The 23922-nt window shown below is 48.6% G+C and carries 23 protein-coding genes; 11 read left to right on the top strand and 12 right to left on the bottom strand.

Translation table 11 applies throughout. The annotated features are described in order from the left end of the window. Positions 1–18: 18 nt before the first annotated feature. The 7 genes from OGY15_RS18970 (at position 19) to OGY15_RS18940 (ending at position 8476) form a co-directional block, all read left to right on the top strand. Positions 19–1470 (top strand): tagaturonate reductase, encoded by a 1452-nt coding sequence (locus OGY15_RS18970; RefSeq protein WP_286540644.1) that lies wholly within the window; start codon positions 19–21, stop codon positions 1468–1470. A gap of 601 nt (positions 1471–2071) precedes the next feature. After that, positions 2072–2623 (top strand): fimbrial protein, encoded by a 552-nt coding sequence (locus OGY15_RS18965; RefSeq protein ID WP_003843639.1) that lies wholly within the window; start codon positions 2072–2074, stop codon positions 2621–2623. Between the two features lie 205 nt (positions 2624–2828). Continuing rightward, positions 2829–3533, top strand: coding sequence for a fimbrial biogenesis chaperone (locus OGY15_RS18960; RefSeq protein WP_053088687.1), 705 nt, complete (start codon positions 2829–2831; stop codon positions 3531–3533). A 15-nt stretch (positions 3534–3548) separates the two neighbouring features. After that, positions 3549–6047 (top strand): fimbria/pilus outer membrane usher protein, encoded by a 2499-nt coding sequence (locus OGY15_RS18955; RefSeq protein ID WP_286540641.1) that lies wholly within the window; start codon positions 3549–3551, stop codon positions 6045–6047. A gap of 37 nt (positions 6048–6084) precedes the next feature. Continuing rightward, positions 6085–7164 (top strand): fimbrial protein, encoded by a 1080-nt coding sequence (locus tag OGY15_RS18950; RefSeq protein WP_286540639.1) that lies wholly within the window; start codon positions 6085–6087, stop codon positions 7162–7164. A 7-nt stretch (positions 7165–7171) separates the two neighbouring features. After that, on the top strand, positions 7172–7894 hold the full coding sequence (locus tag OGY15_RS18945) for an EAL domain-containing protein (protein WP_286540637.1): 723 nt from the start codon (positions 7172–7174) through the stop codon (positions 7892–7894). Between the two features lie 18 nt (positions 7895–7912). Next, positions 7913–8476, top strand: a complete 564-nt coding sequence (locus OGY15_RS18940; RefSeq protein WP_151219187.1) for a helix-turn-helix domain-containing protein — start codon at positions 7913–7915, stop codon at positions 8474–8476. A gap of 14 nt (positions 8477–8490) precedes the next feature. On the opposite strand, the gene OGY15_RS18935 is transcribed toward OGY15_RS18940, so the two are convergent. Then, positions 8491–9378, bottom strand: a complete 888-nt coding sequence (locus OGY15_RS18935) for an AraC family transcriptional regulator (protein WP_151219188.1) — start codon at positions 9376–9378, stop codon at positions 8491–8493. A 321-nt stretch (positions 9379–9699) separates the two neighbouring features. Here OGY15_RS18935 and OGY15_RS18930 point away from each other — a divergent pair, with 321 nt between their 5' ends. Further along, a complete protein-coding gene (locus OGY15_RS18930; RefSeq protein ID WP_286540634.1) occupies positions 9700–10614 on the top strand; it encodes a bestrophin family protein in 915 nt (304 codons plus the stop codon). Here the strand turns inward: OGY15_RS18930 and OGY15_RS18925 are convergent. Both OGY15_RS18925 and tam read right to left on the bottom strand, forming a co-directional pair. Next, entirely contained in the window at positions 10611–10988 is a 378-nt protein-coding gene (locus OGY15_RS18925) for a GFA family protein (RefSeq protein ID WP_286540631.1), read from the bottom strand. The genes OGY15_RS18930 and OGY15_RS18925 overlap by 4 nt on opposite strands. Before the next feature lie 131 nt (positions 10989–11119). Further along, positions 11120–11878: a trans-aconitate 2-methyltransferase gene (gene tam, locus OGY15_RS18920; RefSeq protein ID WP_151219191.1), complete on the bottom strand. Its 759-nt coding sequence runs from the start codon at positions 11876–11878 to the stop codon at positions 11120–11122. Positions 11879–11988: 110 nt separating this feature from the next. Here tam and OGY15_RS18915 point away from each other — a divergent pair, with 110 nt between their 5' ends. Then, the gene (locus tag OGY15_RS18915) at positions 11989–12522 is read left to right on the top strand and encodes a GNAT family N-acetyltransferase (RefSeq protein WP_286540756.1); all 534 of its coding nucleotides are present in this window, start codon (positions 11989–11991) and stop codon (positions 12520–12522) included. A 259-nt stretch (positions 12523–12781) separates the two neighbouring features. On the opposite strand, the gene OGY15_RS18910 is transcribed toward OGY15_RS18915, so the two are convergent. Genes OGY15_RS18910 through OGY15_RS18880 form a run of 7 tightly spaced genes read right to left on the bottom strand, consistent with a single transcriptional unit; the run spans position 12782 to position 19809 of the window. Beyond that, a complete protein-coding gene (locus tag OGY15_RS18910) occupies positions 12782–13252 on the bottom strand; it encodes a YqeJ family protein (protein WP_279574369.1) in 471 nt (156 codons plus the stop codon). Next, positions 13239–14003, bottom strand: a complete 765-nt coding sequence (locus OGY15_RS18905; RefSeq protein WP_151219224.1) for a winged helix-turn-helix domain-containing protein — start codon at positions 14001–14003, stop codon at positions 13239–13241. Before OGY15_RS18905 ends, OGY15_RS18910 begins: the two co-directional genes overlap by 14 nt. A 55-nt stretch (positions 14004–14058) precedes the next feature. Continuing rightward, positions 14059–14715, bottom strand: coding sequence for a fimbrial biogenesis chaperone (locus OGY15_RS18900; protein WP_151219225.1), 657 nt, complete (start codon positions 14713–14715; stop codon positions 14059–14061). A 7-nt stretch (positions 14716–14722) separates the two neighbouring features. Next, positions 14723–16066 carry a fimbrial protein gene (locus OGY15_RS18895; protein WP_151219226.1) on the bottom strand — a complete coding sequence of 448 codons (1344 nt, stop codon included), beginning with the start codon at positions 16064–16066 and terminating at the stop codon, positions 14723–14725. Further along, complete coding sequence (locus OGY15_RS18890; protein ID WP_278237949.1) at positions 16063–18540, bottom strand: fimbria/pilus outer membrane usher protein; 2478 nt, start codon at positions 18538–18540, stop codon at positions 16063–16065. Before OGY15_RS18890 ends, OGY15_RS18895 begins: the two co-directional genes overlap by 4 nt. Further along, positions 18527–19240 (bottom strand): fimbrial biogenesis chaperone, encoded by a 714-nt coding sequence (locus OGY15_RS18885; protein ID WP_247604998.1) that lies wholly within the window; start codon positions 19238–19240, stop codon positions 18527–18529. Before OGY15_RS18885 ends, OGY15_RS18890 begins: the two co-directional genes overlap by 14 nt. Before the next feature lie 14 nt (positions 19241–19254). Further along, positions 19255–19809 carry a fimbrial protein gene (locus tag OGY15_RS18880; protein ID WP_151219228.1) on the bottom strand — a complete coding sequence of 185 codons (555 nt, stop codon included), beginning with the start codon at positions 19807–19809 and terminating at the stop codon, positions 19255–19257. Positions 19810–20507: 698 nt separating this feature from the next. Between OGY15_RS18880 and OGY15_RS18875 the strand changes: the two genes are divergently transcribed. Next, entirely contained in the window at positions 20508–20795 is a 288-nt protein-coding gene (locus tag OGY15_RS18875) for a VF530 family protein (RefSeq protein ID WP_151219229.1), read from the top strand. Positions 20796–20807: 12 nt separating this feature from the next. Continuing rightward, complete coding sequence (locus OGY15_RS18870) at positions 20808–22175, top strand: glycoside hydrolase family 10-like protein (protein WP_187259659.1); 1368 nt, start codon at positions 20808–20810, stop codon at positions 22173–22175. A 96-nt stretch (positions 22176–22271) separates the two neighbouring features. Here the strand turns inward: OGY15_RS18870 and OGY15_RS18865 are convergent, their stop codons facing one another. Beyond that, positions 22272–23543 (bottom strand): type II toxin-antitoxin system HipA family toxin, encoded by a 1272-nt coding sequence (locus OGY15_RS18865; RefSeq protein ID WP_252838781.1) that lies wholly within the window; start codon positions 23541–23543, stop codon positions 22272–22274. After that, positions 23536–23850 (bottom strand): helix-turn-helix domain-containing protein, encoded by a 315-nt coding sequence (locus tag OGY15_RS18860; RefSeq protein WP_151219231.1) that lies wholly within the window; start codon positions 23848–23850, stop codon positions 23536–23538. The genes OGY15_RS18865 and OGY15_RS18860 overlap by 8 nt, the downstream gene beginning before the upstream one ends. Positions 23851–23922 lie beyond the last annotated feature (72 nt).

Genomic DNA, 23922 nt, shown 5'->3' with positions numbered 1-23922 from the left:
TTAAAAAGGGAACCCATTGTGCAAACACTAAATCGTCGCGATTTCCCCGGTGCTCAGTATCCTGAACGCATTATTCAGTTTGGTGAAGGTAACTTCCTGCGCGCTTTTGTTGACTGGCAGGTAGATCTGCTGAATGAACATACCGATCTGAACGCCGGTGTGGTCATTGTTCGTCCTATCGAAAGTACTTTCCCGCCATCGCTGAGTACCCAGGATGGTCTCTATACCACCATCATTCGTGGTTTGAATGAGCAGGGCGAAGCCGTGAGCGATGCCCGTTTGATTCGTTCGGTTAACCGCGAAATCAGCGTCTATAGCGAATACGATGAGTTCCTGATGCTGGCGCATAATCCGGATATCCGTTTTGTGTTTTCTAACACCACTGAAGCAGGCATTAGCTATCACGCGGGCGACAAGTTTGAGGATGCGCCAGCAGTAAGTTATCCGGCTAAACTGACCCGACTGCTGTTCGAACGCTTCCGCCATTTTAATGGCGCGTCAGATAAAGGCTGGATTATCATTCCGTGCGAACTGATTGATTACAATGGTGATGCGCTGCGTGAACTGGTTCTGCGTTACGCTCAGGAGTGGATGCTACCGGAGGCGTTTATTCAGTGGCTGGATCAGGCCAACGCATTTTGTTCCACGCTGGTGGACCGCATTGTTACCGGTTATCCGCGTGACGAGGTGGCGAAACTTGAAGCTGAGTTGGGTTACCACGATGCATTTCTTGATACGGCAGAACACTTCTATCTGTTTGTTATTCAGGGACCGAAGTCGTTAGCTGCGGAACTGCGTCTGGATAAATATCCGCTCAACGTTCTGATTGTTGATGACATCAAACCGTATAAAGAACGGAAAGTGGCGATTCTCAATGGCGCACACACCGCACTGGTTCCTGTTGCCTGGCAGGCAGGGCTCGACACCGTGGGTGAAGCAATGAATGATGCGGAAATTTGTGCCTTTGTTGAAAAAGCCATTTATGAAGAAATCATTCCGGTACTGGATTTACCGCGCGATGAGCTGGCGTCCTTTGCCAGTGCGGTGACGGGGCGTTTCTGCAACCCGTACATCAAGCATCAGTTGTTGTCGATTGCCCTGAACGGCATGACTAAATTCCGTACCCGCATATTGCCGCAACTGCTGGCCTGGCAACAGGCCAGCGGTCAATTGCCCGCACGTCTGACGTTTGCGCTGGCGGCATTGATTGCGTTCTACCGCGGGGAGCGTAACGGTGAGTCTTATCCGGTCCAGGATGATGCGCACTGGATTGAACGTTTCCAACAACTGTGGAGCCAACATCGCGATCGCCAGATAAGTACTGAGGCGTTGGTGCGTTCTGTACTGGCGGTCAAAGAACATTGGGAGCAAGACCTGACCCAGGTTTCTGGGCTGGTGGAGCAGGTTTCTGCCGATCTGGATGCCATCCTGGCAAAAGGCATGCGTGAAGCCGTGAAACCACTGTGCTAAAAAATGCTTAATATTCATTTATAAGCTTTTTATTTTAGCAGGCCGCAAAGGTGTTTAATTCAGGGAGAGGTTACTCTCCCTGAGCTATTTTATTTTGTAATACAAATTATGTTTTTTTCCGTAGTTCACCCGTGCAAACTATACTTTTTTTAATTATAAAACTATAGAATTACACCACACACCATAATAGCATCATGATGAAAGTAGTCCCCATGGGTATTATCACCACCATTATCTCTAACGACATATAAAACTAAGTGCATTTTACCTGTTTCTGCATATAACATTTTTGATCCAATCTGTAAAAAAAGTTATAAATAAAGCTATATAAAAACCATGAAAAAATGAAGGCTTTTAGTGGATGGGGATTACAAAAATTTCATTAAACGATACCAATTGAAATTTTTGATGAGATATTTGTCGCGTAAGTTATTATCAGTGAGGAAATCTTAGGAAATAATTATGTTTTCAGTTTTTTTCGTTGATTAAATAGTTGTTGATTTAATTTTTAGCCTGTTGATAATCGATTCAGCTTCTCAGAGAGACTCTGTTCTTTTTGAAATGCACAACAACTCGTTATATTTTTATCAGGAACAACATAATGAAAAAAATCGCCGCTATCGTTGCATTCAGCAGCGTATTTGCTGTCTCTGCTGTTCAGGCAGCCGGAAATGGTACTATTAATTTTACCGGTGCGGTAAATAACCAGACCTGTAGTGCTACGATTAATGGCGCAACAGGTAGTACTGCGGCGGCTGTGACGCTGCCAACTGTTCAGGCAAATATTTTAGGTACCGCAGGTAATGTCGCGGGTCAGACATCTTTTAAAATGGATGTCACTGGGTGTGCGTCGACTAACCCAGCAGGCGCGGGCACTGTTAAGGCCTTTTTTGAAAGAGGAGCAAATGTAGACAGTAATGGTCGTCTTGTTAATACCAATACAACAGGTGCGTCCAATGTTGTGCTGGAGCTTGTTGACGGTTCCGGGAATACGCCAATTAAGGCTGGCGACATTGCGCAGAACACGGGTAACTACGTGCCTATTAGTGGTGGTAATGCAACTCTGCCATATGCCGTACGCTATTATGCAACGGGGGCAGCTACTGCTGGTGCGGTTGCGTCTAGCGTAACGTATTCGTTGATCTATAACTGATATCAGAATATTACTTAAGAAAATTTGGTAAAAGTATTTCTCCGAATAATATAGATAAACATTTTCAAAGTGTTCTATAAACTCCAGTAATTTTCTTACTTCGTAACAAGCCGGAGTGGAAGGTTTTATGTCGAACCTTCCTCTCCGGATTTTATAAAAATAAAGAGCATATCGTTAAATATTCTGTTTTAAAGGCAATAATACTATGAAACTGCACCGATTCTTTTCTGCTACAGCGCTTTTACTGGCTACGGGAATACCAGCGACGTATGCCAGTATTCAAATCAATACCACCCGAGTCATTTATCATGCTGCGGAAAAAGATATCAGCGTGCAAATTACGAATCCAGGAAAATATCCGGTATTGCTGCAAAGCTGGACCGATGACGGTAATCCAGAAATTAAACCTGACGCAATGCGCACTCCTTTTGTGCTGACTCCTCCATTGACGCGGGTGAATGCCGACGCAGGACAAACGTTACGCCTGTCATATACCGGGACTGCTTTGCCCGCCGACAGAGAGAGCGTTTATTGGTTAAACGTGCTGGAAATCCCGCCTGTAGGTGAGAAAGGGACAAATCAGGTACAGGTGGCCTTTCGATCACGGATCAAGCTGTTTTATCGCCCTGTCACACTTGACGACAAAGGCGCTCGTACGGCAATCGCGCAGCTGCGCTGGCAGGCGCAGGGTAATCATATCATCCTGAGTAATCCGACGGCGTACTACGTTTCTGCCGTGGCTGTAACCGCGACGCACGCAGGCAAAAAAACAACGATCCCCGCCGATATGCTGGCACCGCACGGCAGTCTCGATCTGACGCTTCCCTCTGGTGTAGTGGCGGATGGCCTTACCGTGGAAGCGATTAACGATTACGGCTCATCGGTTACAGAACCTGTAAACCGGTTGTAATACCAGGGGATACTCATGCGTAAAACTTATCTTGCTGAAATGCTGTCGGCAGGGCAGCCCGTTGCCTGGATATATGCGTCATTACTGATCATACCTGTTATGGCAATGGCAGCGCCAGACGATGATGTTGAGTTCAACACCACATTTCTTGACAGCGCGTATACAGCGGGTATCGACCTGCAGCAGTTCAGGCAGGGGAACAACTTGCCGGCGGGAGAGTATTTAGCGGATATCTGGCTAAATGATGAGTTGGTGACAACGCAGAAAATGACATTCAATAAAACGTCTCAAGGGACGGTTGTTGCCTGCATGACTCCAGAGTTGCTGGCTCACCTGAATATTATGCCGTCCGCTTTGCACGACACGGATAAGCTGACCCGCGGCAACTGCGTGCCCGTAGAGCAGGTGATCCCATCAGCAAAACTCACATGGAATAACAGCGAGCAAAAGCTGGTTATTGCCATACCCCAGCAGGATCTCGCGAAAACGGCGCGCGGTACCGTGTCGCCATCGCTCTGGCAGGATGGCAGTCTGGCGGCATTTATGGGTTACAACGCCAGTGCCTATCAATCATCGTCTGGCGGTGAAACGTTTAACTCACAGTATTTGAGTCTGAACAGCGGGCTTAACGTTGGAGGCTGGTATCTGCGACATAACGGTAGCCTGACCAATCAGACCGGAAGCGGCAATCGTTATCAAAGCATTAATACTTACCTCCAGCATGATGTCAGCTCTGTTCGCGGTCGTTTCCTGGTGGGTGAAGCTAATACCTCAGGACGTCTTTTTGATTCGTTGTCATATACCGGCGTCTCGCTATTCAGCGATGATCAAATGTTGCCTGAATCACAGCGCGGTTATGCACCTGAAATCCGCGGGATCGCCCGCAGCCATGCGCGCGTCACCGTACGGCAGAGCGGGAATGTGATTTATGAAACTACCGTTCCGGCAGGGGCTTTTGTTATTAACGATCTTTATCCTACCGGTTATGGTGGCGACCTCAGCGTGACCGTACGCGAAGCGGACGGTAGTGAAAGCACATTCCTTGTGCCTTACGCCTCGGTAGCAGATTTGTTGCGCCCTGGCGCATCGCGTTATGAAGCGGTGGCAGGAAAATACCGTCAGTCGAATGGGCGTGACGGTCAGCCTTTTTATCAGGCGACCTGGCAGCAGGGTATTACTAACTTCTTGACGTTGTATGGTGGAACCCAATTTAGCGATGGCTATCAGGCGTATCAGGCCGGCAGCGCGGTATCGACCCCGCTGGGTGCCGTGGCGCTGGATGTGACCCAGGCTATGACCTCCACGAGCAGAGACAAACTGAGCGGGCAAAGTTATCGCATTACCTACAACAAACTCATTTCTGACACGCAGAGCAATATTGCGCTGGCCGCATATCGTTTTTCCACGCGTGATTATCTGGATTTTGCTCAGGCCATGGAATACCAGAACTTGCAGAAAGGGGATGCGATTTATGCCGGGTTACTGTACCGGACCAAAAACCGATACAGCCTGACGTTAAGTCAGGGGTTGGCGGAAGGTTGGGGGACATTCTCTGCCACCGGGCTTTCGCAGAATTACTGGAATCGCAATGGGAACGACATGCAATACCAGTTTGGTTACTCAAACCGCTGGAAACGATTGAGTTATACCCTGACCGCTACGCGTAACCGTGCCCCAGAGGGAAACATGGAAACCAGTTGGCTGGTTTCCTTCAGTTTGCCGCTGGGTGAGGAGCGCCCTGTCACGTTTAGTAGTTCGGTTTCCCATGATAACGGTGGCCTGGCTGAGCAGGTGGCGCTGGCCGGAACTGCCGGAGATAAGCAGCAGATGAGCTGGGGCGTTTCGGGAACCCACAGTGAACAAAGTGGCAGTACCGGTAGCGTAAGCGGTCAGTACCTTTCACCATGGACATCCGTCAATGCGTCTGTAGGTGTAGGTCGGGATAACCATACCTTGTCTGGTGGGTTGTCAGGTTCGATAGTGGCGCATCCACACGGAGTAACCTTTACGCCTTATACCAGTGACACTTGGGTGGTAGTGAATGCCCCAGGTGCTGCAGGTGCGGAAGTGCTGAGTTATCCGGGATTAAAATTGGACCGCTGGGGCAATGCTGTCATGCCTGCCTCAATGCCTTATCAGCGAAATTCGGTCAGCCTCGATCCGAAAAATCTGTCTCACCAGGTTGAACTCGAAAATACCACTCAAAATGTGGTGCCGCGCGCAGGTGCGGTAGTGGTGGCGGAATTTGCCACGCATCAAGGCTATGCCCTACTGCTGACGCCAGCGCGACCAGAAGTAAGTTTATCCTTCGGCGCGACGGTAACGGATAGTCAGGGCAATACCGTCGGCATGGTAGGGCAAGGTGGAATGGTCTACGCCCGGGTAAATACAAAAACAGGCCAGCTGTTTGCCACCCATGATGTAACAGGCAAAGCCAGTACCTGCATTATGCCGTTCAGCGTGACGGATGAAGCGAAAGCGATGCAGCAGATAACCTATTCGTGCGGACGCTAAGACAACAGCCGCTTTGATTTACGATCATGGAGAATACATGTTCAGTTTGATTCGTTCCAAAATACATCTGCGGATAGTTCAGTTGCTCGTTGCGACGAGCGGGCTGTTATTTGCTGGCCATAGTCTTGCCGTCTGCTCGACGAATAATCAGTACACCGTCCAGGTTGCGTTGCAGTCGGCAACATTCAGTGCTGGAGAGGACTTTCCTGTCGGTAGCAATATCCGAGTGCAGCAGGTAAGAGGCTATGCCACCGTAACCGTGAACTGCACACAGGGAGGGGCCGCGGTGCGAATGGGTCTGTCTGGCGGTTCGCTGTATCCAGGTCAGAGTAATATTTATCAGACGGGCATTAATGGCCTGGGGATACGCTTTCGTAATCCTTTTGAGAATAAATACTTACCATTCAATACCACTTCTCTTACTGGTGAGGTCAATCCGGGAGGGTGGCTAGATTTTACTATTGAGCTGGTCAAAATGGGGCCAATTACTGCCGGAACAGTGAATAGCGCACTTTTTCCGCAAGTGAGAATTGATGCGATAGATGCCGATAATAATCCGACTCGAGTGGCATGGCATACGATTACCGGCGGTTTTACGCTGCAAACGCCAACGTGTACGACGCCCAACTTTAATTGGGATCTGGGAACGACTAACACCACACTCTTACGAAATCAGGGTGACGCCAGTGTGTGGGTGGATACGCCAGTGACATTGACCGGGTGTTCTACATTCCTGGGTAATAACAGTAATGGAAGCTATACCCAGTACAATATTCAAGGTTTTAATTCTGGCAACGTATCCCAGTCAGGCAGTATTGCGCCCAACAAACTTACTATGACGCTGACACCGAACACCTCCGCTATTGATTCCGTAAATGGAATTGTCGCTCTGGATAATACGGCCACCGCATCAGGATTTGGCGTACAGCTCGCCTCGAAACAATCAGGAACCTACGTTGCGCAGAATCTCGCGGGCAGTATGGTTGTCACGCCGACGGTTGGAGACAGCAGTGGTTCAGTCCGTTTTCCGTTGGGCGCGCGTATCATCCGAACCAGCGATTCGGTGCAGGGCGGGTCGATCAAAACTAGCCTGACTTACACTATTAATTACCAGTAATCGCAGCATGATAAACAGCTATAAGCAACGTTATGTTTGTGAGCCGGTTTATACCATGGCGGGGCGTCTGGTTGCCATGGAAGTGCTGACATCGTTTACGACGCCTGAAGGGAATACGGTCTCGTACAACGATGTGACCGATATTCTCACGCCGGAGTATAAATGGCTAAATTTTGTGCGCCAACTGCACGGTGTTAGCTGCTGGCAAAATTGGTTGGTTCGCCACCACATCGTTATCTCACTGAATGTGGATGCTGATACGGCTGTATGGCTTCTTCGTGACAAGGCCGTACTTTCTATGATCGCTAAAATGCCGTTTATTCGTCTTGAGGTACATGAGCATTTCCCCACCTCAGACAAAGAAAAACGGGGATTACTGCATCATTTACGGCCCCATGCCTCAATGTGGCTGGATGATGTTGGCTCCGGAAGCCATAACAATTTTGGTTTGCTGATCAGGGGATATTTTAGTGGGGCGAAGATTGATAAGTCTTTTTTCTGGCAACACCATGTCAGCGATGAGGCATGGCTGGGAAAGGTTATCCGCGATCTGACTCGTTTTGCAGGAAATGTCATCGTGGAGGGAGTAGAACACACCGGCCACACAATGGCTCTGATGACGACCCCGCATTGCTGGCTTCAGGGGCATCTGTTTCAGCGTACCGATATTGATCGCATTCCAGAAGTTCCATTATGGATTAACTCCGTCTTAACCGCGCCATCAGGCTAATTTTCACAGGATAAAAAGGTGTATCTCGTCATTACTCAGGATCGTTTTTTATTTTATTCAATTTCCTGTATTTTGGGTCCGGATATGACAGAGCATATCCGTTGTGTAGAAGATATTTGTCTGCAACGTCATCGGCATGCTCATGTGATATTAGATACTTTTAAAAACAATGTCATTTATACGCCATTGGCCGAGCGGATTGCGTTGATTGAACCTGAACGCATGTATATTATGTCACCTTTTGGGATTAAAAAATGCTTTCCTGGAATGAAGGTTAGGTTTATCCCACGAGCAATTCAGGTACAAGATTTAAGAGAATTGGTTGTTCATGGTAGGTTCTATGAATGGCAACCTAAAATATATTTAACCAGAAGACAACATCATATCATAACAATGACATTATTGCATAAGAGTCAGCGTGTGATTACGGATGACTTGAATATTGCCATAAAAACGCTCTTTAGCCACAAATATAATATTATGTTATTGCTCAACCTTAAAAAGTTTAGTGGGTTATTGAGCCATCCGTTTTCACTATACCTGCGTTATGAACAGCATGACATGCACGGTATGGCAGAGTAGTTTTGCATTGATAACTAACGTGCTTTCCAAAAATCAGCGGGTGTGCTCGACGTGATTTTTCGAAAGGCTTTATTAAATCCGGATAATGACTCATAGCCCACACGTGATGTTACTTCTTCAACTTTGTAGCCTCTGCGCAATAAGTTAATGGCGATGTTAATACGCAGTCGGGTTACCAGCTCATTAGGAGTATAACCGCATATATCATCTATCTTTCTGATAAAGGTTGAGCGACTCATATTTACTTTACCGGCCATCATATCAATTGACCAGTCGAGTGTAGGGTTATGCATAATCTGCAATAAAAGATCAGAGAAGGGGGCGTGTTGTGAAATATCCAACAGTTTTATATCGACAAGATGTTCATCAACAATTTGCTCAACAATGTAAACCAATAAAAGATCGGTGAGTCGTGCGAGAGCCAGTTCGCACCCTGACTGTGAGACTGAACACTCCAGCTGTAAAATAGCAACCAGTTGGCTTATTTTCTGGCTGGATGTATCATCTTTTTTGATTATCATGAATTCCGGCAGTAGAGCAAAAAGAATTTCACCCTGTATGGTTTTTGGGTGCAAAAAACCGCACAGAAGGGCGGTATCGCCATCTTTAGGTTCACTGATGGAATACATCGATTTTTTTGGAATATTCTCGGTATTCGCCTCGGGAGAAGAGACTAAATAAAATGGCATATTAAAGAAAAAGAATACAATATCACCTTCGGACAGGTTTACGACAGTGTTACGATCGGTGAAGCGAAGCCAGCATTGCCCTTCCAGCACCAAATGAAAACTGGGCATACCGGTTGGGTATGTTGAGGCTTTCCAGTCGTCGCAGTACCTACCGAGATGAAAAACGGAGGTGGCAACATGCGTCTGATTCGCGAGCCATTCTTTAATGTACATAATTTATTCTCTGATTTTATGTAATTTATATCCCAATGAATGACTGTAATGACCACTAAGAAACTGAAGATACAATACCCGTCCGGTCATTCAATATAAAGTTAGCATACGTTATCTGTTTCGAATGTGAGGTATTTTCCGAATGGTAATGATAAATCTTATTTAGTTACAACATACAATAAGCACTTTCAAAAAACACCGTTCCGTAACAACGGAGTTGACTAAGTTTTTAGCAGGGAAGAAGCTGGTGTGGTCAGAAGCTTGCAACATTGATCACAATCAAGTTTAATGCGTTGGCTCCCAACCATTTCTAAGATAACCATGATCGTTAGACCTCAACAACACTGGATACGCCTGATATTTGTCTGGCATGGCTCCGTATTATCAAAAATCTTTACCCGGCTGCTTCTTAATTTCCTTCTTTCTATTGTGGTTATTATCATCCTGCCATGGTATACGATGCTGGGTATCAAATTTACCCTGGCACCGTTCAGCATTCTCGGCGTGGCGATAGCTATTTTTCTGGGATTTCGCAATAACGCCTGCTATTCACGTTACGTTGAGGCCCGACACCTGTGGGGGCAGTTGATGATAACTTCCCGCTCATTACTGCGAGAGGTTAAAACCACCTTACCGGACGACGCTGATCTGAGGCATTTTGTTCATCTGCAAATCGCATTTGCCCACTGTTTACGCATGACTTTACGCCGACAGCCTCAGGCAGAGCCGTTAGCGAAGTACCTGAGCGAGAAAGATATACAGACGGTATTTGCCTCACAATCACCGGCAAACCGCATCTTGTTGCTGATGGGCGAGTGGTTGGCCGTACGCAGACGTAATGGTCAACTGACTGACATATTATTTCACAGTTTAAACAATAGGTTAAATGATATGTCTGCAGTACTGGCCGGTTGTGAGCGGATTGCTAATACCCCGGTGCCGTTTGCTTATACCTTAATCCTTCATCGCACGGTGTACCTGTTTTGTATCATGTTGCCATTCGCATTGGTGGTAGATCTGCACTATATGACACCGTTTATTTCAGTGCTTATTTCCTATACTTTTATTTCGCTCGATACGCTTGCCGAAGAGCTTGAAGATCCATTTGGCACTGAGAACAACGATCTGCCGCTGGATGCGATTTGCAATGCAATCGAAATCGATTTGCTGCAAATGAATGATGAAACAAATGTGCCAGCAAAGCACATGCCGGATAAGCATTACCAATTAACCTAGTTGCGCTCGTTTTGCCACCAGATCGGCCGTATCTCGTAGAACGAATGAAACTCTGGCGCCAGGTCTTCATCGTTAGGATCGTCAAAAGCCCCGGCTAAAAGCGCAATTACCGGGGCGTCATCAATAGCGCCCACAGAACTGCCGCACTGGGAGCAAAAGGCTCGACTGGCTGTCTCTGATGAGCGCCAGATTGTTGGTCTTCCGGCTTTTCCCGTCCATTCAACATTTTCCGCATCAAACTCAATCCAGACGACGGTCGGTGCGCCAGTATGTTTCTGGCATATATTGCAGGAACAGGTATGGGAATTATTAGGGCTACTGGCAGTGAAGCGGATAGAACCACACAGACACCCACCAGTGTAGATTTTAGACATAACAACCCCCGTCATAATCACGTTGCAAGACACTAGCAGATGCCCGACATTGCCACTAGATACTTATGATAAAAAGGCGAGGGCGCTCATAGACGATAGTTCATTCCTGTGATCTATCTGATGATAAATGCTTAATTATTGCGTCTGGCAACAATAAACAAACGTGGAAATGCCAGCAAAATTTTGCCATTTTCCTGTAGTGGATATTGCTCCTGAAGTAATTCATGATAGCGCGCCAGGTACTGACGTTGCTCGCTTTCACTCAAATCCTGCAACCAGGGACGCAGGCCTGTAGAGCTTACCCAGTCGATAATCGCCTGATGAGAATCCATAATGTGATAATACGTCGTACGCCAGATATCCACCTCACAGCCCGCCTCGGTCAAAATATCATAATAGGCATGTACGCCAGGTAGCGGCGCTCGGCCCCGATCGGGGTAACCCTGTTCATAAGCCACTTCGCGCATCAGAACGTGCGTAGGTTCCAGCCAGTTATCCGGCATTTGCACCGCCAGAACGCCGTTGTGACCCAACAGCGATACCAGATTTGGGAACAGATCATAGTGTTCGGGTACCCACTGTAACGATGCATTGGCATAAAGCAGATCCACGGGTTGCTCTGCCTGAAACGTACTGATATCCGCTTCAATAAAATGGCATTTTGGTAATGTGTTGCGCGCTTCATTCAGCATCGCGGGTGAGGTATCAACCCCAGTTATTTGAGCTGAAGGCCAGCGCTGATGCAGTAATGCTGTACTGTTTCCCGGACCACAGCCAAGATCGACAACTGAACGAACACTTTCTAACGCCACTCTGCTAAGTAATTCCGCTGCGGGCCTTGAACGTTCAGTTTCATATTGCAAATAAAGCGAAGGGTTCCAGTCGGCCATGTATGAATCTCCAGTATAATAAGAAAAGGCGGAAAGGGGGTTCATTAGTCCTTGCCGATGAGCAGCTTCTTTTAGAAGATTATATGAAAATGAATGATAAGGGCAGATTTATGCTGGAAACATCGAGACTGATTCTCCGTCAGTGGGAAGCGAAAGACAGAGCGCCATTCGCCGCGTTAAATGCCGATTCCGATGTGATGCGTTTTTTCCCGGCTCCATTGCTACGCACGGAAAGCGACAATCTTGCCGCAAGATTCCAGGAAGGCATTACAGAGCGCGGCTGGGGATTTTGGGCCGTTGAACTACAAGAAACACACCAGTTTGTGGGCTGCGTAGGTTTACATCCACAACCTGATAAGTTTCATTTTTCACCCTGTACTGAAATAGGCTGGCGTCTTGCGAGATCATTCTGGCATCAGGGGTTGGCATTGGAAGCTGCCGAAGCCTGCCTGACTTTTGCTTTCGAGGAACTGGCGTTAACTGAGGTGGTTTCATTTACTTCGGTGCTGAACAAACCGTCTGAGAACCTGATGATACGCCTTGGCATGAGTAAAGTAGAAGAGTTTGTGCATCCCGCGTTGCCGCCAGATCATCGATTAGCACAACATGTCCTGTATCGTCTGATTCGCAGCAGCGCCGTTTAACACTATGTTTCAGCTGCACAAGGACGACCAAAAAAACTCAGGTTCTTTCTTACTCTATCTAAGTGCGCATAATGTATATTATGTTAAATGGAATTTATACCGCATTAGGCTTCTAACCCCATGGACCTGTCCACCCTTCGCCCCGTCTGATTTCTCTGTCTAATAACCAATCATGAACAAAGTTCGCTCTCCTGCAGTTGAGATGCTTTGAGCAAAGCACTCTGTATGCAAACGCTATACAGAGTGCAATCTCAGTGGTTTAACGCTGACAAAATACCGACGGCGAACGGCTGGTATAGAACTGCCATGTACTGCTATTGAGTCGCAATATGCTGAAATAAAATGGCTCTTTGGGTTTAAGGAAAAAATCTGGCAACGTTCTCGCTAACAATGGATGAATGTTAGTGCCACCGGAACTTGAAGCGACATTTCCGGATTCCATAAAGTAATCATCATCCTTGCGGGTAAAGGTAAACCAGACATTTTGATTTACCGCCAGATTTTCACCGTTATTATCAGTGATTTTTCCGCGTAAAATAGCCACCCCATTGCTGCCATTAAAAACGTATCTGACTGAAATATCACCACGAATATCTGGATACTCCATTACTAATTCTCCAGAGCAATCGAAATGCGACCGCTGCCAGTTTTGTAACGTCACCGTGGCTGCAATTGTTAACGCTACTGCTAAGATGATGCCTAGGCACCATTTTATATTACGTCCCCACATGTCTGGACTCCGCGAAATAATAATGGGTCACACAATCATTATCCCGCCAGCGACTAAATTGCTTTCGACAAGTTAATGCGGAGATCCGCGGGAAATTGGGATACAGCGTGAGATAAACCCAGGGATAGCTTTGACAATCCAGCGTACTTGTTTTGATAAACTGCTGGTGCTGATCAAATTTAAGCACATCCTGATTGGCGTACCAGTGACATCCCTCCCCTACGCTTAATGGCACATAACGACTGAGTCTGGGATCAAACTGTGCCTCCCAGGTCACTATTGCGGCGAAAACGCAGCACACCACACTCGCCAAAATCCAGCACAGTGTGCGCATACGCAGTGATTTTGTCACTGTGTTTACCGACGTTACCGATGGCGTGACGGGGTGATCGCTGAGCGGCTCTTCTATCTTCTGTTCCAGCACTTCCAGTTGCGGCTCCAGACGGATCCCGACTTTCGGTACGGTTACGATAAGTTCTTCATTCAGGCTAAGTTCTTTAAAAGCGCGACGTAACAAGGAGATATTCTGATAGAACGTATTATTGGTGACCTGCGCACCGTTAATATACCAGACATGCTCAAAAAAATAATCACGGCCAATAACTTGACCCTGTTGTTGAATTAATAATAGTAAACAACGGGTTGCCGGATTGCTTAATGTTATACGTTTGGTCTCATCTGATTTCGCGTAGAGTACGTTCCGCTCTGGCCAGAATACAACGGTACTGTTAAGCAAAAACACGTGTGCCATTATGTTCCCTGAATATGGATTTTTGTCATTTTAGCTGGTGCGAGCACTGCCAGCGTTAATTTACGACAGTTGAAAATCCCCAACGATTTCCTTCATCGTTAATCACAGTGAAGTTTATCTTATTATTCAGCATTTCAGGAGGCGCGGATTTAAAAATTACCTGCCGGGAACGTGGTGAAACCACTATTCCAGTTATGGAATAGTCTCCTGAAGATACATTAGCCAGAGTTATGTTCCAGGAACTCTGATTAACAGCATAAATTTCCCCACTTTCATGGTGAAAACTCAGAAGATTGATGCTTTTTTCAGTCAACACGCCTGTGTTTTTCGGTCTCCATAGGACTTTTAGCTGATTTCTTAACGTTAAGCGCACTTTTTCACCAGTTGAGCTACTTTTCACCTCCGCTGGAACCTGGTACACGTTGAGCCAGAATAATGATTCGCGATCGTTGGCAAGCCCCGCACCGGTCGTCATAACCTTTATCTCGCGTTGTTCGCCGGGGAGAATTTTTAGCACCGGGGGAAGCACGATAAAAGGCGAACTGGCCTGTGATGGCCCTTTCTCTGGGGTGCCGTCATCTACCCAACTTTGAACCACCACGGGATATTTACCGTCGTTGACTAACATCACCGAGCGTTGAGTCTCTCCGTGGTTGAAAATGACCCGAGTAGTACTGATGTTAACCGCCGCATGTAGGCCAAATGCCAGCATCCAGAGGCTACTGAATACGCAATAAAACTTGTACATGTGACTGGTAGCTCCCCGCCGTTAACGTATCCGCGCCAAAACTTGCCAGACGAGCTTCGAAGCTTTCGCTGTAGTAATTGATGCCATCCTGGCTGCCATTTTGCTGCGTATTGCTGCCAATGACTGGCATCCAGCCGCCTTCGCTACCGCTACCGACAGTCGACACCGCCATAAAATTCACCGGATTACCCGCACGGTAAACACGCACGCCAACGCCGCGAGCACGCCCGGGAGCGCCATATTGCGTATCCAATAGCCAGGTTACTGTTTTACCGGTAATCAAATTAAAACCCCATGCGCTGTTGACGCTGCTTTCCGGCGCAAGCAGCCCCATTGCGACATTGCTCTTCCCGGTCGCAACACCGGAAACCACCGTTGATTCGCAGGCAAATCCTATCTGGAAGGGGGCTGAGGAATATTCCCCTTGCTTAAGCTGAGCCACGGAAATTGGCGGCAGATGCACTACCGGCGTAAAATCAGTGACCTGACACATTGCTGCACGTTTGACGAAGATCCCGTTGTTGTACAGGCTGATCACTGATGGCCAGTCATTCGCCCAGCCAGCCCAATTTCCACCACGGTGCGGCTGACCTATCTTGATACCCCACGAAGTTGTACCTGGCCCACGAAAAACCACGTAAGCATTGGGATTCACATAGCTATTATAAGTAGCAGACTGTGCCTGGTTGGCGTAATAGCGTGTATCCAGCGTTTTAATCAACTCGGCACTTATCGTCGAGAAGTTCTTGGCCTTAATCAGGAAGTTGCCATTGGTGTCAAGATCCAGGTTCTCCAGTGGGCGTTGCTGCCAACTGTCGGTAAAGACGCTACCTGTCGCGTCATGCGTCAAGCGTAATGCGACGTTTTTCATTATGGTCAGATACGCGCCAGGTACATCCGTTGCTTCATACCAGCCAGCCACGATGTCATCGCCGTTCGTTGACCAGGCTTCATAAAGTTGCCCGGCAGTGTCCGGTGTACAACGGAAAAATACCTGCTCAGGATCGTAACCACCGCCTTTATGGGCATATGTAGTAAAAGGGATCCCGCCGCTGGAAGTCAGGATCGTCCCTGCTGGCTGAAAGCTGCTATTACTTGTGATATCAACAGACTTACTCAATCCCGGCAATAATCCGTTCCAGGCATCGTTGCCGCCGCCGGAGCGCCAGTCATTGGCGATGCCGTCCGTACTTGCACTGAGTCTGTGGGTGCCTTGTGCACCACTACTCCCTGATTTGTATGGATAAATAATGTATTCACAGGCGGCCTGCGTTTGGCAAGAAAACAGCGCCAGCACCAGAAAAAATAGTCTCATGAGCGCCCTTTTATTACGCAATCCACCGTTAATGCAATTAATGGTTCTGTACGTTGTTGTGGGTTAAGTTTCCACGGCAACGAACAATCACTGCTTTCCAGCATCAATAGTCCCTCTTCGTCTTCAACGCGGGCATATACCTGATTAGCCTGGGCAACCATCCCCACTACCCGGCCTCGACTGTCGGTCACTGCCGCTCCCATCGGTAACGTCACGTCACTCTTCACAGTGATGAGTAACGGATAGCCAGAGAGCGTTGCAAAACGCAGTTTTACTGCGGCCCCTGCCATTGGCGCAATGCGGCGTTGACTCTCCTGAAGCTCTGCGTTGGTGTTCATTCCGCTACCGTCGAGAGTCACGTTGTTATAGCGATAAGGTGTCAACGAGGGGACCAGCGCATAACCCCCACTGTTCACGGTTGCACCCTGTCCACCCCCTACTCTGGCTCCCGCAGCGCCTGGCGCTTCTACCAGAGCAAATGTGTCGCCAACCCACGGGCCGGCAACGATGCCATGGCGATGTACAACGAGTGCCCCGCGAACACCAGCAGCCCATTGTTGATAGTTTTGTGACTGTGAAACGCTGCCGTTTAGCGTGCCGAAAGCAGTATTTTTTTGCAGCGAACCACTCCAGTCGGTCACGCTGTTCGATTCCTCTTGCCCTTGTTGCCAGCCCGTGGACAGCGCGTAATTGAGGGTTTCATCCTGATCAAGCGCACCAGACAATGCCAACTGTGCATTGCGCCCTGCATGTTGAGCCTGACTCGCCGACAGCGCCAGCGTATGCTCACGTTCGCCTATACCGAAAGGCATTGAGACGGTAATCGTTGCCATGTTTTCTTTTTGCACTTGTGACCGATCGCCGTTACGCCACCAGGTATCCTGTCTGCTGAATGACATACCTAACGTTATTCGTCCAAAGGTGGTGTTATAACCAGCCTGCAATTGTGTGCTGTTGCCACGGTCACTGTAGTAATCCATCATTGATCCCGACAGCCATAGGTTTCCGTAGCTGTTCAGTGTTTGGTTCACCGTAACGGAGAACTGGTTTTTTTGACGCAGTGTATCCGAGCGCCACTGCGCATTGCTCCCACTGACGCTTCGCTCACCCAGGACGTCACCGTAGTCACGATACCCTTCTGTGGAATAGCGATACCCCGCCAGCGCGACGTGAGTGCCTGTCGGGTTGAACGTTTTGCTCCAGTTGGTTTGCAACCGCCAGCCACTCATAGTTTGAGAAGAAATCTGGGCCCGCGAACCGGTAATATCGACACCAAAAGCGCCCATCGATGTAGCCAGAACGCCTCCCATCAGCAGTGCCTGATAGTCGTCGCCGATCCGCAAAGCGCCATTAGCGGTCAGGAGATTCGTCATCCCGCGCTCCAGCGTGAAATCGGTAAACAGACCATCGGCAGCGCTGTAATCCCGGGTCTTCCCTGCCACCAGACCGTAGCGCCAGACGCCAGGACGCAGTGATAAAGGTACGCTGGCATATGGCACGGTATAGCTACTCTTTTTGTTATCGGCGCCGGTGATTTCAACTTGTAAATCACCGTCCCAGGCTGTATTCGGCAAATCATCAAGTACAAAGGGGCCTTGTGGCACGCTGGTTTCGTAAAGCGTTCGACCATTCTGCTTGACCACGACACGTGAAGGTGTCGATGCCGTGCCACGAATTTCTGGGGCGTAGCCGCGTCGCGACTGCGGCCACATCCGTTGATCGGTTTCCAGTTTGACACCTGTAAACGCCATACTGCCAAGCAGATTTCCCGAGGTGTAGCTTTCGCCTACAGTCAGTAAACTCTCCAGTGTTGCAACAGGATGTTGAAGCCAGGTTTGCAGCGCATCCCAGCGTTGGCTTTCACGATCGCCATCGCGCCGCCAGTTGGCAGATGACTGTTGGCGAAATTGCCAACTCCCCATATTGAAGCCGCTGCTCAGACCCAGCCAGCCGTAATCACTTTGCTGACCGTTATTTTTATTGTGATAAGCGTGCAGATTGTAGTTACTGAACAGCACACTCTCGCCACTTTGCCACTGCGACGGCGGTACATAATCCATTGGGGTACGTTTTAATGCGGCCTGAGGCACGCTGAGATTCAGACGCAACAGGCTCTGGTCAAAATCCCACCGTCCACCGCTGATCCGAGCTTCAGGGGCGAAGCATTCCTGCGCTTGTTCCGGTGCTGCTGTTACGCCCTGTTCATCCCAAAATTTAGCCGGAAGACAAGGTTCGGTACGCCCTGCGGTATTCTGGCGAAACAACACATCATCCCGCCCTACATATTGTCCATTGAGCCAGATATCCACGCTATAACGTCCCGCAACCACGGCATCCGGATCGTTGAGCATTGCCAGGCCTTTCTCGTAGCCACTTCCAAGCAACAATGTTTCATCAAAGGTGTAATCGCTGGCAAAAACAGGCATCGCAATGGGCAAAAACAGCCACCACCAACGTGGATTAGTCTCGGACATTGTCCTGCTTCTCCAGCGCCACACGCCCGCTTAATGAGGCTCCTTGATCGTTAATCCAGCGCATTTGCGCGTCGTTCAATTGCGAAATTTTTGCAGGCCATGACATCGTCGTCCACGGTGCGATCGTTTCGCTCTGAATGCGCTGTTTTTTTCCCGTGCCGCTGACGTCAAGTGACGAAAGTGCGAGATAGTAACCACTGTTATTGCGGAAATGCAGCTTGCCATTCTGCAGCCAGACCCGGCTGGTGTTCGCCATCTCCAGCGGTGAACCCACCAGCCCTTTCGGTCTGACCAATACTTTTACGCGGCTACGCACCAGCACCAGAAGCTGGTTATCGGTTTGCGCGTCCTTATTTGTGGGCGGGATCTGAATGAAGTTAAACCACCACAGTGATTCCCTGTCCTGTGCGACGGGTTTACCGATGTAACGCAACCGCACAGTTTGCCCCGCGTGGGCCGCCATCCGAAAGACCGGTGGTGTGGTGACAAAAGGAGCGGCCGCAGTTTGTGGTACTGATTGTGCATCGCCATCATCAAGCCAAACCTGAACAACGCCGGGGACGTCGCCGCGATTAGTTAATTGCACGCTGACTTCCCGACTGTCTGCCGGATAGATTATCCGGTTGCCGGTCATCACTATGCTTGCCTGCGCGCAGAAGCACATCATCATTACTGCCAAACTAATAGCCAATCCTTTCATCACGCAGATCTCGCTTACAAATAGGAAATGGCGTATTGCACAGTGCCAACAACTGTCCCGGCGGTTGCCCCACCGTTCGGGCTATAATACTGCACGGCAAAGTCGTGCTCACCGGATGTATTTCCGGCCGCAACGGTAATTCCTGCAACCGGAGTTCCAGTACGTAAATCGATCGGCGTAGTACCCGCGCTATCGGTCAGCAGTTGTAATTCAACATTTTGCGCGGTACCTGTATTAGCCAGGTTACCGCGCTCGGTCATATTATTTGCAACGAAGACGGTTTTAATATCCAACGCGTTAGAATCAACTGTACAGCCGGTCACGCCGAGGGTGAATGTTGTCAGGCCTGCTGAAGATGCTGCTGACGCGAGATCGCTTTTCGCAACAGATGGCAGTAATACTACTGGCCGTGCATTTACACCGTTAACCGTGACTTCGCAAGTTTGTTCGGTCACTTCGCCTTTAAAGGTGATGGTATTTGCTGAATCAGCATACGCTATCTGCGCAAACAATAATGCAAGGCCACCAGCTGCAAATATATAACTGGCATGAGGAATATTGGTTTTCATATTGTCTATCCTTAATTAATAAATACACTGGCATCGTAATAAAATGATGCAATAACCCTTCTCCGCTTAGCGTGGAGTATTTATTCAGGGATGCGGCGACATCAGTAATGTCTTATAACACCGTAAGAGTAACCCTACGATGACGGCTAGTTTAAGAATAATCCCAGAAATTAAAACCTTTGTTTTCTCAAATCATATTAGGTCGATCTTAAATAAGATCTTAATTTCGATATTTCCATTCTAACTAATTGCTTTTATTGAGTTTTAATGATAATGGTAATTTCCATAAGAAAAATTTTCTTAACCTGAATTAAATACAATAATAACGATGTTCATCACAAATTAATGCAGCAACAGTCATCCAGATGACTGAGATGATGTTATATTTCCCTCATGAATTGAAGCTTCAATTAACATTGCCAAACTGAAATCCCCACAGAACGAATTAAAAATTAAAGCGGGAATGCCCGCCAGCGTGACGATCAAGACCGGTGAACGAACCTTGATGAGTTACCTGTTTAAACTGTTAATTGCCCGTCTGAAACTGGCCTTTAAAGAGTATTGAACCCTCCATTGCCGGTATGGCGTTCTGCTTGCGCGTCATACCGGTTTCTGCCATTGCTGGCAGCTTTGCTTTCTTGTAACCTTCTTTCCGTCGCACTACTGACAAAATCTGGAACCACTGAACTGGACTTCATATGAATGCTCATATTTCTAAAGACCCTTTACATGGCGTAACGCTTGAAATGCAGGTCAATGCACTGGTTGATCGTTACGGTTGGGCTGAGCTGGCACAACGCATTAACATCAACTGTTTTAAAAATGAACCGAGCGTTAAATCCAGTCTGAAGTTTCTGCGTCGTACGCCGTGGGCGCGGGCAGAAGTTGAAGCGCTGTACCTTGATTCTCTGGATGACCAGGCCTCAAATAACACCGCCGAACCGGCCATTGATCCCTGGGCTAACAGCCGCAACAAGAAGAAATAAGAGCCAAATCTGATGTCTGCATCCGGTTTTATTTCAGGAAATTATCAAAAAAAATTGGCGAATTTACTCGCCCGTTCCCGAGCCAGACTGCCGCTCACCAACATGAAATGGTTCACGCTGCTGGTAGGTAGTATGTTGCTACTCGGCAGTTGTTCTTCACAGCCGCCAGGTTCCAAAATCACCCCACAGACTCCGGTAAACAAATCACAGCAGAGCAAAGAGCCAGTGCGCGGTATCTGGCTGGCAACGGTTTCGCGTCTGGACTGGCCACCGATTTCATCTGTCAACATCAGTTCGCCTGGCGTTCGCATCAGCCAGCAGCAAAAAGCGCTGACTGACAAGCTGGACAATCTGAAACGTCTTGGTATTAATACCGTTTTTTTCCAGGTAAAGCCTGATGCCACCGCGCTATGGCAATCAAAAATCTTGCCGTGGTCAGATACTCTGACGGGAACGATTGGTCAGGATCCGGGCTACGATCCGCTCCAGTTTATGCTTGATGAAGCGCATAAACGCGGCATGAAAGTCCATGCGTGGTTTAACCCCTACCGCGTATCCGTGAACACCAAACCTTCGACAATCACCGAATTAAACAATACGTTGTCACAGACGCCTTCCAGCGTTTATGTTCTGCATCGGGACTGGATCCGCACCTCGGGCGAGCGTTTTGTGTTAGATCCCGGCATTCCGGAAGTTCGCGACTGGATAACCAGCATCGTGGCTGAAGTGGTTGAGAATTACCCGATTGACGGCGTGCAGTTTGATGATTACTTCTATACCGAGTCTCCCGGTTCTGCGCTCAACGACAGCCAGACTTTCAGACGATACGGCCAGGAATTCGCATCCAAAGCAGACTGGCGGCGTGATAACACGCAACGTCTGATCGCCCAGGTTTCACAAACCATCAAGAAACTCAAACCTGAAGTCGAGTTTGGCGTCAGCCCTGCGGGTGTGTGGCGCAACCGTTCGCACGATCCAGCGGGGTCCGACACGCGCGGCGCGGCAGCGTATGATGAATCATACGCCGATACCCGCCGCTGGGTGCAACTGGGGCTACTGGACTATATCGCCCCGCAACTGTACTGGCCCTTCGCCCGCGATGCGGCACGATACGATGTGCTGGCAAAATGGTGGGCAGATGTCGTGAAATCAACCAACACTCGCCTCTATATAGGGGTGGCGCTTTACAAAGTCGGCGAGCCGTCGCGAAAAGAACCAGACTGGACGGTTAAAGGCGGTGTACCAGAGTTAAAAAAACAGCTCGATCTGAACGAGTCGGAACCGCACATTAACGGCACTATTCTGTTTCGCGAAGATTATCTTAATCAACCGCAAACGCAGGAAGCGGTAACTTATATTCGCAACCGTTGGGGACGTTAATGGTTGTCCTCTGGTCTGTTTAGCGGGGAAATGTAGCGGGGAAATTTTTCCCCGCTCAGGCCGACGTCTTCAGTCCACGTGGCGACTGTCTCGGCATCACCTGGACATTAACCTGCGGACATTATCATTAATCTGTTTCTGTATCGTATTCAGCGTAGTTTGTGTTATCTGATCGGCGTATTTGTCTTTGGCTGTAACGCTTAGCGCTGTCGCATAGTGGCAGATCTTGTCGATTATGGCGTTCACATGCTCAGCTGATAGCTCGGCTTCCTGTTCGCCAAGCTGCTGCAGGTGCTTTCTTTCGATATCCAGCGCTTCTCCCAGCACGTCCATTTGGTGATATCCGCCTGGCCCTTCGCACCAGGTCACGTCGTAAGCCGGGGCCAAAGTCCAGTTTCCGTCGGCTGACATTAAATAGGCAAAGTTTTTGGGATGATCATCGCGGTTGTTAAATGCCACGTTGAAAACCACGCGTTCGAACGCTTTCGCTTTTTCTCTGACATCATTGGTACAAATCTGTGTGGCGCGCAGAAAATCCCGGTAATCTAAAGCACCGGGTATCTGGTAATTTGCACCGGTAAATGCCGCCAGACTCTGCATAGGAATACGGACCGACTGCTCACGGTCGAAACGGCGGGTAGCAAACGCCGCCTGCTCGTCAGGCAGATTGAAATACGCTGTATCTGGCGTGGTAATCCCACATTGCCGCAAACATTCTGCGTATACTGCTTCGATGGCACATACCTCGGCATGCTCGTGCCTGGCAGGAAATTTAATCAACCAGCTTTCGCTCCCCGGGAGGGGCACAGTGGTGAATTTTGACGTGACACTGTCACGATAAAGTAACGCTTTTGGCCTTGCCCCTTGTGGTGAACCTCCCATCTGGAGAAGTTTTTGCAAGAATTCCCCGCCTTCTCCACTCAGGACTTCCTGAACCTCAGATGCCAGTTGTTCAAGAGGAACATCCTCTTTTGAAAGTTTCTCGACATCTGACTGAACGGGCCGGAACGTCATGGCACCCATTGCGTTATTGCCGACCCAGGTTAACCTCTCCAGAGGTCCTATGCGCGCTGCGTTGAGTCCACGGCGTTTAAATAACCGATCCATCAACAGCATCCCCCAGCCATCAGGTAGCGAATCGTACACGGGACCAGGTAATCCCAATTGATGAGCCGGGAAATCCCTGCGTAAACGGGGACCGTTCAGCGGTAACGTTAGCCGGGACAGCTCCAGCCCCTTACGTATGGCGTCTTCACTGTATTCAAAAGCGATCAACGGGCGTCCGGTCAGGGCTGTGGAAGACACCAGTTTTCCCCACAACCATTTTTCACCCCAGCCTTCATAAAAGACATCGACTTGCTCAGGCATCAGTATTTTTCCTTTTCACCCGCTGGCGTGCTGCGCTCTTCTCGTAACGCAAAATATCATCCAGACTGTCAATCCTGGGTTTAAATAAGCCCTCCAGCGCCTCACCATAGCCTAACACCATCGCGACTTTGACCAGATTCTCAAATCCTACATTCTTACCCGCTTCCAGATTTGAAACGGTATTCACACCGACCCCTGAACGCGCGGCAACATCAGCCTGCGTCATTTGCCGCGCGAGTCGTTCCTTACGCAATCTGTCGCAAAGTAGTTTGACGATATCGGCTGCTGTATTGAGCATTAAATCCATAATATTGGCTCTTATAGGGATAAAATAGACTTTACACCCAATATTATAGAGTTAAGCGAGGAATGATTCAAA

Origin of the sequence: Citrobacter sp. Cu231 (assembly GCF_030332265.1) — a bacterium.
GTDB classification, from domain to species: Bacteria; Pseudomonadota; Gammaproteobacteria; order Enterobacterales; family Enterobacteriaceae; genus Citrobacter; species Citrobacter meridianamericanus.
This window is presented reverse-complemented; position numbering and strand designations above follow the sequence as displayed.